Below are 11,558 nucleotides of genomic sequence, written 5' to 3' on the forward strand. Positions count from 1 at the left end.
TCCGGGCTTCTTCAACAAAATGTTGCGACGGTCTTGACACCTGCTCGCCGAGCCGGAGATGCTTCCACCAAGCAGAATCCCTCTTCCGGATCGTGGAAGTTGCGGATCTCGGAAGAGAGTGAGAGGTGAGTGACGTGACGGCCGCTTCCCGGCACAGCTTCACGGTCAACCTGTCGATCCTGTTCGGCGAACTGCCGCTGCTGGAGCGTCCCGCCGCGGCCGCCGCCGCCGGTTTCACCGCCGCCGAGCTGTGGTGGCCCTTCGGCGCCGAGCCCACCCCGTCCGAAGCCGAGCTGGACACCCTCCGCAAGGCCTTCGGCGACGCGGGCGTGCGGCTCACCGGCCTCAACTTCCTGGACGACCTCACCCTCGGGGCCCGCGGCACCGTCTCGGTGCCCTCCGAGAGGGACCGCTTCCGGGCCAACGTCCCGGTCGCCGCGGGGCTCGCCGCCTCGCTCGGCGCCAAGGCGCTCAACGCGCTGTACGGCAACCGGATCGAAGGCGTCGAGGCCGCCGAGCAGGACGCCCTCGCGCTGGAGAACCTGGTGCTCGCCGCCGGGGCCGCGCACGAGATCGGTGCGATCCTGCTGATCGAGGCCCTCAACACGGCGGAGTCCCCGGACTACCCGCTGGTCTCCGCGGCCGCCGCGGTCGAGGTGGTCGACAAGGTCAACGCCGCCACCGGCCTGGGCAACGCGAAGTTCCTCTGCGACCTGTACCACCTGGCCAGGAACGGCGAGGACCTGCCGGCCGTCATCGACGCCTACGCCGACCGGTTCGGCCACGTGCAGATCGCCGACAACCCGGGCCGCAACGAGCCCGGCACCGGCGGGCTGGACTTCGAGGACCTCTTCGCCCGGCTCACCGCCGCCGGCTACACCGGCCCGATCGGCCTGGAGTACCGGCCCTCCACCGGCGTCAGCGCCGACAGCTTCGGGTGGCTGCCGCGCGAGCACCGCGCCGCCGAGTAGCCGCCGAGTAGCCGCCGAGTAGGCGCCGAGTAGGCGGGCACCGCCGCCGCGTGAGCGGGCACGGCACCGCTGCTTAGGCGGGCCGCACGCCGCCGAGCAAGCCCGGCCCACCACCCTCCCCACCCCACGAACGACGTAAGGAACGACGCGATGAGCCGCAAGATCGCCTTCATCGGCCTCGGCATCATGGGCAGCCCGATGGCCGCCAACCTGGTCAAGGCCGGCCACCACGTCACCGGCTACAACCTCACCCAGCCGCAGATCGACGCCCTGGTCGCGGCCGGCGGCCACGGCGCCACCAGCATCGCGGACGCGGTGAAGGACGCCGAGGTCGTCATCACCATGGTTCCGGCGGACCCGCACGTCGAGCAGGCCGTCCTGGGAGAGGGCGGCGTGCTGGAGAACGTCAGGCCCGGCACCCTCGTGATCGACATGTCCTCGATCACCCCGCAGACCTCCCAGAAGGTCGAGGCGGCCGCCAAGGAGAAGGGCGTGCGCACCCTGGACGCCCCGGTCTCCGGTGGCGAGGCCGGTGCCGTCGAGGCGGTGCTGTCGATCATGGTCGGCGGTGCCGCCGAGGACTTCGCCGAGGCCAAGCCGCTGTTCGACGTCCTGGGCACCACGGTCATCCACGTCGGCCCGTCCGGCGCCGGCCAGACCGTCAAGGCCGCCAACCAGCTGATCGTCGCCGTCAACATCCAGGTGCTCGCCGAGGCCGTGGTGTTCCTGGAGAACGCCGGCGTCGACCTGCCCGCCGCGCTGGACGTGCTCGGCGGCGGCCTGGCCGGTTCGACCGTGCTGAACCGCAAGAAGGCGAACATGGTCGGCCGCGAGTTCGCCCCCGGCTTCCGGATCGACCTGCACCACAAGGACATGGGCATCGTCACCGACGCCGCCCGCGCCGTGGGCGCCGCGCTGCCGGTCGGCGCCGTGGTGGCCCAGTTGGTCGCCTCCGCCCGCGCCAACGGCGACGGCTCGCTCGACCACTCGGCGCTGCTGCGCGGCGTCGAGCGCCTCTCGGGCCGCGAGGTCAAGTAGGCCCCGGGGCTCCTCGGGCCTTCGTGAACTCCTCCTGGTGGCGTGTACCTCATCCGGTCGTGCCCGCGCCACCAGGAGGCCAGACCCGACCGGCGGGCGGGCCGGGGCTCATCCGCCCGCCCGCCGGTCGATCCAGCCGGTGATGCGTACCTCCCCTGTCGGGGGCACTTCGGTCGTGCCGGTACGCCTCGCCTGGCCCCCTCCCCGCCGAGGGGAGCCTCTCGTACGTCGGAAGCGGGACGAGGGGAACGGCGGGGAGGGGGTCGCACCTCCCGACGGGAGTCGCACCCTCCCGGCGGGAGGCGCATCTCCTGACCGGGGGCGTATCTCCCGAGTCTCCCGAGCGGGGACGTTTCCCCTGACGGGGGGTCGCACCCCAGGTGCACCCGGGCCCATGCTTGGCACAGGCTGTCGAAACATCGCCAGACCCCGTACGGAAGTGAGGACCGCACCATGCCCGTCACCCCCCACCAGGGCCATGTGGTCGTAGCTCCCGACAAGTTCAAGGGCACCCTGGAGGGCGCCGAGGTCGCCGCCCGGATCGCCGCCGGCGTCCGGCGCGCCGCGCCCGGTGTCGAGGTGCGCGAACTGCCCGTCGCCGACGGCGGCGAGGGCACCCTGGCCGCCGCGCTCGCGGCCGGCTTCACCCGCGTCCCGGCCAAGGTGGCCGGCCCGACCGGCCTGCCGGTGGACGCCGCGCTGGCCGTGCGGGAGGACACCGCCGTGGTCGAGCTGGCGCAGTCCTCCGGTCTCGCCCGGCTCCCCGGCGGCCGCACCGCCCCGCTCGCGGCCGGTTCCTACGGTGTCGGCCAGCTGATCGGCCGGGCCGTGGCGCTCGGCGCCAAACGGATCGTGCTCGGCCTCGGCGGCAGCGCCTGCACCGACGGCGGCGCGGGCATGGTCCAGGCCCTCGGGGCCCGCCTGTACGACGCCGAGGGCGCCGAACTGCCCCCCGGCGGAGCCGCGTTGCGCAGGCTCGACCGGATCGAGCCCGGCCCGCTGGCCGACGTGCTGGCCGGCGTCGAGGTCGTCGTGGCCTGCGACGTGGACAACCCGCTGCTCGGCCCGCGCGGCGCCACCGCCGTCTACGGCCCGCAGAAGGGCGCCGACGGCGACGACCTGGTGATCCTGGAGGAGGGCCTGACCCGCTTCGCCGACCAGGTCGCCCTGGCCACCGGACGGGACGTGCGCGACGCCCCCGGCGCCGGGGCCGCCGGCGGGGTGGGCTTCGCCGCCCTCGCGCTGCTCGGCGCCACCATGCGACCCGGTATCGAGCTGCTGCTCGAACTGCTGGGTTTCGACGAGGCCGTGCGTGGGGCACGCCTCGTCGTGACCGGCGAGGGCTGTCTGGACGCGCAGACGCTCCACGGCAAGGCCCCCGCCGGCGTTGCCGCGGCGGCCGCCCGGGCGGGGGTTCGGGTAGCTGCCGTGGCGGGGCGGCTGGAGCTGTCCGAGCCCGAGTGGCGGGCGGCCGGGTTCACCGCCGCGATCGCCCTCACCGACCTCGCCGAGCGGCCGGGGGACAGCATGACCAAGGCCGGCGAGCTGGCCGAGGTCGCGGGGGAGCGGCTGGCGGGCGAGCTGTTGTCCGGCTGATCCCTCGGGCCGATCCGCCGTACCCGGTCCCGCATGCCGATCGGTCGGGCGGGTCCCCCGTGCGTTTCCCTCGCACGTTCCTCCATTGACGTTTTGTTGAAGGCGGGCCTAGGCTCCCGGCAATCCTTCGCTTCCCCTCCCGCTTCCCCTCCCGGTTCCTGCCCGGCGCCCACCCCCAACTTCCAGGTTTCGGAGGTCTCCCATGCCTTTCAGCCAGCCAGCGGTGATCCGCTCCCGACGGGTGGTCCTGCCCGACGGTGAGCGCCCCGCCGACGTGCTGATCCGGGACGGGAAGATCGAGCAGGTCGCCGCGTACGGCTCGCTCCTCGCGGGCGACCGACCCGACGGCGACGGCGGCCTCGCCGACCTCGGCGACACCGCCCTGCTGCCCGGCCTGGTCGACACCCACGTGCACGTCAACGAGCCCGGCCGCACCGAGTGGGAGGGCTTCGCCACCGCAACCCGGGCCGCCGCGGCCGGCGGCGTCACCACGATCATCGACATGCCGCTCAACTCCGTCCCGCCCACCACCACGCTGGACGGCCTGGCCGCCAAGCGGAAGGCCGCGGACGGCCAGGCCTGGGTCGACCTCGGTTTCTGGGGCGGCGCCGTCCCCGGCAACGTCCCGGACCTCGCACCGCTGCACGAGGCCGGCGTGTTCGGCTTCAAGAGCTTCCTCGCCCCCTCCGGCGTCGACGAGTTCCCGCACGTCGAGGCCGCGGACCTGGAGGCCGCGCTGGCCGAGCAGGCCCGGCTCGGGGCGCTGGCGATCATCCACGCCGAGGACCCGGCCGTGCTGGCCGCCGCCCCGCAGCAACCCGGCGTCCACTACCGCGACTTCCTCGCCTCCCGCCCCGCCGACGCGGAGACCGCCGCCGTCGCCGTCCTGCTCGACACCGCCCGGCGCACCGGCGCCCGCGTCCACATCCTGCACGTCTCCTCCGCCGCCGTGCTGCCGCTGCTGCGCCAGGCCCGCGAGGACGGCGTCCAGGTCACCGCCGAGACCTGCCCGCACTACCTGACCCTGGCGGCCGAGCAGGTGCCGGACGGCGACACCGCCTTCAAGTGCTGCCCGCCGATCCGCGACGAGACCAACCGCGACCTGCTCTGGCAGGCCCTGGCGGACGGCGAGTTCATCGCCGTCGTCTCCGACCACTCGCCCTCCACCCCCGACCTCAAGCTGCTGCCCGAGTACGGCGGCAGCGGTGACTTCGCGGCCGCCTGGGGCGGCATCGCCTCCCTGCAACTGGGCCTGCCGGCGATCTGGACCGAGGCCCGCCGCCGCGGCCACGGCCTCGCCGACGTGGTCCGCTGGATGTCCGCCGGACCGGCCGAACTCGCCGGCCTCACCGGGGTCAAGGGCGCCATCGCGGCGGGCTGCGACGCCGACCTGGTCGCCTTCGACCCCGACGGCGAATTCGCCGTCCACCCCCGCGAGTTGCACCACCGCAACCCCGTGACCCCGTACGCGGGCCGGACGCTGACCGGCGCGGTCCGCACCACCTGGCTGCGCGGCCGCGCGGTGGACGTCTCGGCCGAGCCCTTCGGCCGCCCGCTCACCCGGCCCGCCGCCGCCCCCACCACCCCGTCCGATCGCCCGTCCTGAGGAGACTTCGTGACCACTGCCGACACCCCGAGCGCTCCCTTCACCGAGCTGGTCAACCTGGCCTCGCGGCTGCTCGGCGCGGGCGTCGTCGCCACCAACGAGGACACCTTCGCCGACGCCGAGAACCTCCTGGTCGCCAAGCCCGCCGAGTTCCGCCCGCACACCTTCGGCCACAAGGGCCAGATCATGGACGGCTGGGAGTCCAAGCGCCGCCGCGGCGTCTCCGCCGACCAGCCCCACCCCACCGACCAGGACCACGACTGGGCGATCGTCCGGCTCGGCGCCGGCGGTGTGGTCCGCGGCCTGGTCGTGGACACCGCCCACTTCACCGGCAACTACCCGGAGAGCGCCTCCGTCGAGGCCGCCTCCGTGCCCGGCCACCCCTCGCCCGAGGAAGTCGCGGACGCCGAGTGGACCACGCTGGTGCCGCGCACCCCGCTCCAGGGCGACACCGCCCACGAGTTCGCCGTCGAGGACGCCAACCGCTACACCCACATCCGCCTCAACATCTTCCCGGACGGCGGCGTCGCCCGGCTGCGCGTCCACGGCGAGGTGCTGCCCGACCCGCGCGAACTGGACGGCCTCACCTTCGACCTGGCCGCCCAGGAGTACGGCGGCGTGGCCGAGGCGGCGTCCGACCGCTACTTCTCCTCCCCGCACAACCTGAACGCTCCCGGCCGCGCCTCCGTCATGGGCGAGGGCTGGGAGACCCGGCGTCGGCGCGACAAGGCCAACGACTGGGTGCAGATCGCCCTGGCCGGGGGCGGTGAGGCCCTGGCCGCCGAGGTGGACACCACCCACTTCGTCGCCAATGCCCCCGGCTGGGCCGACCTCGTCGGCTTCGACGCCTCGACCGGGGCGGACCCGGCCGACGGCGAATGGTTCGAGATCCTGCCCCGCACCCGCCTGCAGCCCGACACCCGGCACCGCTTCCGGCTCGACGCCGGCCGCCCGGTGACCCACGTGCGCATCAACGTCCACCCGGACGGCGGCCTCGCCCGCCTCCGGCTCACCGGCCGCCTCACCGAGGCCGGCCGTGCGGCCCTCGCACTGCGCTGGTTCAACGCCGTCCCGGCCGCCGAGGCCGCCGCGGCCCTCACCGAGGCCGGCCTGACCGCCGACGAGGCCGCCGCGCTGACCGCCGCCCGCCCGCTGGCGGACCAGGCCGCGGCCGCCGGCGCCGTCGCCGCGCTCCGGCCCGCCGACGGACCCGACGGCGAGCACTCCTCCCGCCGCCGCTCGGCGGTGTGGCGCCTGCTGGCCGCCTGACGCCCGTTCGGCGATCCGGCGGAGCCCTGTGCCGCAACCTGACGCTACGTCATTTCACTCTCCACGCACTGCTTTTATCGACACCTGAAGGACCCTCCATGTCCAAGATCCTGACCACGGAGTCCGGCGCCCCGGTCGCCGACAACCAGAACTCGGCCTCGGCCGGCGAGTACGGCCCGCTGCTGATCCAGGACCAGCAGCTGCTGGAGAAGCTGGCCCGCTTCAACCGCGAGCGCATCCCGGAGCGCGTCGTGCACGCCCGCGGCTCCGGCGCGTACGGCTACTTCGAGGTCACCGACGAGGTGTCGCAGTACACCCGCGCGGACTTCCTCGCCGAGGTCGGCAAGCGCACCGAGGTCTTCCTGCGGTTCTCCACCGTGGCCGGCAACCTGGGCTCCAGCGACGCGGTGCGCGACCCGCGCGGCTTCGCGCTGAAGTTCTACACCGCGCAGGGCAATTACGACCTGGTCGGCAACAACACCCCGGTGTTCTTCATCAAGGACCCGCTCAAGTTCCCCGACTTCATCCACTCGCAGAAGCGCGACCCGTACACCGGCGTGCAGGAGGCGGACAACGTCTGGGACTTCTGGGCCCACTCGCCCGCCTCGACCCACCAGATCACCTGGCTGTTCGGCGACCGCGGCATCCCGGCCTCCTACCGCCACATGAACGGCTACGGCTCGCACACCTACCAGTGGGTCAGCGCCGAGGGCGACGCCTACTGGGTCAAGTACCACTTCAAGACCAACCAGGGCATCCGCTCGCTGGACGGCGACCAGTCCGCCGAGGTGCTCGGTGCCGACGCCGACTCGCACCAGCGCGACCTGCACCAGGCCATCGAGCGCGGCGTGTTCCCGTCCTGGACCCTCTACGTCCAGCTGATGCCGGTGGCCGAGGCCGCGGACTACCGCTTCAACCCGTTCGACCTCACCAAGGTGTGGCCGCACGCCGACTACCCGCTGGTCAAGGTCGGCCGCCTGGTGCTCAACAGGAACCCGGAGAACGTCTTCGCCGACGTCGAGCAGTCCGCGTTCTCGCCGAACAACTTCGTGCCCGGCATCGGCCCCTCCCCGGACAAGATGCTCCAGGGCCGCCTGTTCGCCTACGCCGACGCCCAGCGCTACCGCCTCGGCGTCAACCACACCCAGCTGCCGGTGAACGCCCCGCGCGCCACCGAGGCGGACAACTACGGCCGCGACGGCCTCCACGCCGTCAACAAGTCCGGCCGCGGCAAGAACTACGAGCCCAACTCGTACGACGGCCCCGCCCAGACCGACACCGCGCTCGCCGCGCCGGTCCGGCTGGACGGCTACACGGGCACCTACACCACGCCGGCCCACACCAAGGACGACGACTTCTTCCAGGCCGGCGAACTGTACCGGCTGATGTCCGCGGGCGAGAGGACCCGGCTGATCGACAACATCGCGGGCTTCCTCGCCCAGGTGAGCCGCGACGACGTGGTCGAGAAGAACCTCGCCCACTTCCATGCCGCGGACGAGGAGTACGGCGCCCGCCTGGAGGCGGCCGTCGCCAAGCTGCGGGCGGGCGACGAGGGCTGAGCCGCCCCGCTATGGCGCGCCTCGTGCAACGAGGGCTGGGCCACCCTGCCGTGGCGCGCCTCGCGTGACGCCCCGCTGACCGACTGACCCGCCCCCACCGGCCGCCGGGGCCCCGCAACCCGGCGGCCGCGGGACGGGCTCCTCCCCCCGGGGCAGTGGGGGAGGGGTCCGTCGTGCTGTCCTCCACTACCGTTCCTCCAGGCGATCGGTGGGTGCTCCACGGAATGTTCACGGATATTCACGGACGGCAGTCGCCGGGCCCGCCGGGTCGATAGGCTGGAGGGCGCCCGCGGTCGCTCCGTGGGGGGACATCGGAAGGGGACGACATGTCGACACCAGCCCCGGGTCGCCACGCCGCGCTGGACCAGGGCCTCGCCGGCCCGTTCACCTCCCTGCAGCACGCCCTCAGACTGCTGGAGGCCGTCGACCGGCACCCTGACGGTGCCACCCTGGTCGCCCTCGCGCGGGAGACCTCGCTCGGCCTGCCGACCGTCCGGCAGCTCGCGGAGATCCTGGAGATCGAGGGCTACCTCCAGTGTCAGGACGGCGGTTGGGTGCTCGGCGGTACCTTCGCCCTGCTCGGCCAGCACAACCGGGAGCAGCTGGTGAAGGCCCGGCTGAACCGCAAACTCGCCGAGCTGCGGGACGAGTTGGGCGCGGCCGTGTACTTCACCCGCTACCACGACGGCGAGTTGTCGGTGGAGGCGGTGTCCGCGGCCGAGTACGCTCCGGCCGTGCAGGAGTGGGTGGACTTCCGGGCCACCGCGCACGCCAGCGCGATCGGCAAGTGCCTGCTCGGCCAGCTCGACGCGGACGCCCGCTGGGACCACCTCTCCCGCCACCCGGTGGCCCGGCTCACCTCCCGGACCGTCACCGACGCCGACCAGCTGATGCACCGGCTGGAGCGGCAGCCGGCCACCGTGCCGGTGCTGGACATCCAGGAGTACGCGCTCGGCACGGTGTGCGCGGCCGTCCCGATCACGGCGGGCAGCACGGTCGGCTGCCTGGCCACGTCGATGCCGGTGGACAACGTGCACAAGCTGAAGGCCGCCGCCGAACTGCTGGCGGCCAGGGCGGCACCGCTGATGCTGGCGATGGCGGTCTGACGGCCGGTCGCTCCCGTGGGCCCCGCCGGATCCGAGTGATCCGGCGGGGCTCGCGTGTTTGTCCGCGGGCGTGTTGGTTCACAGGCGCGCTGGTTCGCAGGCGTGTTCGTTCACGGGCGCGTCCGTTCGCAAGCGTTTCCGGTGACGGCCCCGGAGTGCGTCACTTATTAGACTCGATGTCGATAAGAGTCGCCGAACCCCTTGTCCCGGCCGCTACCCGCGAGTACGTTTCCCTGAGTCGAGCCGCCGCCCCGAGGTCAGGAGGGCCTGCCGTGCCCCGCTCAACCCCCGTACCCGCCCTTGCCGTCCCCGCCGCGCGCGTCCACGACAGCCTCGTCCTCGAACCCCGGGACGTCCGCTTCGACTGGGACCGGCTGCCGCTGCACTGGATTCCTGACGAGCCGATGGCCACCCACGTCATCAACGTGCTGCACCTGCTGCTGCCCGAGGGCGAGCGCTGGTTCGTCAAGGTCTTCAAGGAGGCGCTGCCGCTCATCCGCGACGAGCAACTGCGCGAGGAGGTCCTCGGGTTCATCGGCCAGGAGGCCATCCACGCCGAGGCGCACCAGGAGGTCCTCGACCACCTGCTCGGCCAGGGGCTCGACCCGCGTCCGTACGTCCGGCAGATCGCCTGGCTGTTCCAGCGCGTCCTCGGTGACAAGCCCGGGCTCAGCCCCGCGCGGCGACGCGAGAACCTCATCGAGCGGGTCGCCTTCGTGGCGGCGATCGAGCACTTCACCGCCTTCCTCGGCAACTGGGCGCTCAACTCCCCTGGCCTGGACCGCGCCAAGGCCGACCCGACGATGCTCGACCTGCTGCGCTGGCACGGCGCCGAGGAGGTCGAACACCGCAGTGTCGCCTTCGACCTGATGGTCCACCTCGACCCCGGCTACCTGCGCCGGGTCCGCGGCATGGCGGTCTCCGGGCCGCTGCTCGTCCACCTCTGGGTGCGCGGCGCCCGCTTCCTGCTCGCCGCCGACCCCACCCTCGGCGGACGGCTCAAGCCCACCTGGCGCGAGGCCGGCAAGATCGCCAAGCGCGGCCTGCTGCCCGATCCGCTCCGGTCGATCCGCTCCGGCCTGCGCTACCTGCGGCCCGGCTACCACCCCACCCAGGAGGGCTCCTCCAGCCAGGCCCTCGGCTACCTCGCCGCCTCCCCGGCCGCCCGCGCGGCGGCAGGGGGCCACTGACAGAGTTCAGGCGACAGATTTCAGATAACAGATAACAGAAAACGTTATCTGTTATCTGAAATCTGAACTCTGAAACCTGTCACCCGTCGCCCGCGCCCCCTCCCAGACGCCAAGGACCGCCGGATGGACCTGCTCAACCCGCCCCCCGACCTCTACGGCCGCCCCCGCGCCGACGCGTTCATGCGCCGGCTCACCGCCTTCGGCGACCGCTACACCCCGGCCCTCGGCAGCCCCCTGCTGCGCCGCAACCCCCGCCGCCCGCTCAGCCGCCCCACCCCGCCGCTCCAGCTGGTCGTCGCCGCCCGCCGCCAACTCGCCTCCGACGTCGTCGAATTGCGACTCGCCGACCCCTCCGGCGGACCGCTCCCCGACTGGCAGCCCGGCGCCCACCTGCGCCTCGCCCTGCCCTCCGGCCGCGAACGCCACTACTCGCTCTGCGGCGACCCCGCCGACCGCGCCGCCTACCGGATCGCCATACGGCGACTGCCCGAGGGCGGCGGCGGCTCCGTCGAGATCCACGACACCCTGCACTCCGGTAGCCGCCTCACCGCCCGCCGCCCGCGCAACGGCTTCGCCTTCTGCGCCGAGCCCGCCGTCCTGCTGCTCGCCGGCGGCATCGGCATCACCCCGCTGCTCCCGATGGCCCGCGAGGCGCAGCGGCACGGCCTGGACTGGCGCCTGGTGCACGTCGGCCGCAGCGCCGACACCCTCCCGTACGCGGACGAGCTGCGCGCCCTCGACCCGTGCCGGGTGGTGCTGCGCACCGACGACGAGCACGGCGTGCCGACCGGCGCCGACCTGCTCGCCCACGCCCCGCACGGCGCCGCCGTCTACTGCTGCGGCCCGGCCCCGATGCTCACCGCCGTGCAGCGCGCCCTGGACGAATCCCCGTCCACCGCCCTGCACTTCGAGCGCTTCGGTGCCGCCCCGGTCGTCGGCGGCGAGCCCTTCGCCCTGCGCCTGGGCGTCGACGGCCCGGCGCTGGACGTCCCCGCCGACCGCTCTGCCCTGGACGTGCTGCGCGAAGCCCGCCCCGACCTCCCGTACTCCTGTCACCAGGGCTTCTGCGGCACCTGCGAGGTCCGCCTGCTGGCCGGTACGCCCGAGCACCGGGACCGCCGGCTCACCCCCGAGCAGCGTGCCGCCGGCGCCGTGCTGCCCTGCGTCTCCCGGGCCGCCGAGGGCGAGACCCTGGTGCTCGACCTGTAGCGTGCTCGACCTGT

8 protein-coding genes and 1 pseudogene are annotated in these 11,558 nt (G+C 73.5%); all 9 read left to right on the forward strand.

Annotated features, from left to right (window positions below):
* The first annotated feature begins 125 nt into the window (after positions 1–125).
* The 9 genes and pseudogenes from A6F73_RS26050 (at position 126) to A6F73_RS26090 (ending at position 11,544) form a co-directional block, all read left to right on the forward strand.
* Positions 126–971, forward strand: coding sequence for a TIM barrel protein (locus A6F73_RS26050; RefSeq protein WP_063350008.1), 846 nt, complete (start codon positions 126–128; stop codon positions 969–971).
* Positions 972–1,118: 147 nt separating this feature from the next.
* Positions 1,119–2,009 (forward strand): annotated as a pseudogene (locus tag A6F73_RS26055) (2-hydroxy-3-oxopropionate reductase); the annotation flags it as partial.
* A 453-nt stretch (positions 2,010–2,462) separates the two neighbouring features.
* A complete protein-coding gene (locus tag A6F73_RS26060) occupies positions 2,463–3,605 on the forward strand; it encodes a glycerate kinase (protein WP_063350010.1) in 1,143 nt (380 codons plus the stop codon).
* A gap of 202 nt (positions 3,606–3,807) precedes the next feature.
* A complete protein-coding gene (gene allB / locus A6F73_RS26065) occupies positions 3,808–5,211 on the forward strand; it encodes an allantoinase AllB (protein WP_063350011.1) in 1,404 nt (467 codons plus the stop codon).
* Positions 5,212–5,220: 9 nt separating this feature from the next.
* Entirely contained in the window at positions 5,221–6,480 is a 1,260-nt protein-coding gene (gene alc / locus A6F73_RS26070; protein ID WP_079136015.1) for an allantoicase, read from the forward strand.
* A 98-nt stretch (positions 6,481–6,578) separates the two neighbouring features.
* Positions 6,579–8,039: a catalase gene (locus A6F73_RS26075; protein WP_063350012.1), complete on the forward strand. Its 1,461-nt coding sequence runs from the start codon at positions 6,579–6,581 to the stop codon at positions 8,037–8,039.
* Between the two features lie 326 nt (positions 8,040–8,365).
* Entirely contained in the window at positions 8,366–9,145 is a 780-nt protein-coding gene (locus A6F73_RS26080) for an IclR family transcriptional regulator C-terminal domain-containing protein (protein WP_063350013.1), read from the forward strand.
* 272 nt (positions 9,146–9,417) lie between these two features.
* On the forward strand, positions 9,418–10,335 hold the full coding sequence (locus A6F73_RS26085) for a metal-dependent hydrolase (protein WP_063350014.1): 918 nt from the start codon (positions 9,418–9,420) through the stop codon (positions 10,333–10,335).
* 123 nt (positions 10,336–10,458) lie between these two features.
* A complete protein-coding gene (locus A6F73_RS26090; RefSeq protein ID WP_063350015.1) occupies positions 10,459–11,544 on the forward strand; it encodes a PDR/VanB family oxidoreductase in 1,086 nt (361 codons plus the stop codon).
* Positions 11,545–11,558: the final 14 nt, after the last annotated feature.

Source organism: Streptomyces sp. MJM8645 (assembly GCF_001625365.1).
GTDB lineage: Bacteria > Actinomycetota > Actinomycetes > Streptomycetales > Streptomycetaceae > Kitasatospora.

Bases quoted from the DNA above. Each gene is read 5' to 3' on its own strand.
- A6F73_RS26075 (WP_063350012.1), top strand. From the start codon at position 6,579: ATGTCCAAGATCCTGACCACGGAGTCCGGCGCCCCGGTCGCCGACAAC.
- A6F73_RS26060 (WP_063350010.1), top strand. From the start codon at position 2,463: ATGCCCGTCACCCCCCACCAGGGCCATGTGGTCGTAGCTCCCGACAAG.
- A6F73_RS26090 (WP_063350015.1), top strand. From the start codon at position 10,459: ATGGACCTGCTCAACCCGCCCCCCGACCTCTACGGCCGCCCCCGCGCC.
- A6F73_RS26080 (WP_063350013.1), top strand. From the start codon at position 8,366: ATGTCGACACCAGCCCCGGGTCGCCACGCCGCGCTGGACCAGGGCCTC.
- allB (WP_063350011.1), top strand. From the start codon at position 3,808: ATGCCTTTCAGCCAGCCAGCGGTGATCCGCTCCCGACGGGTGGTCCTG.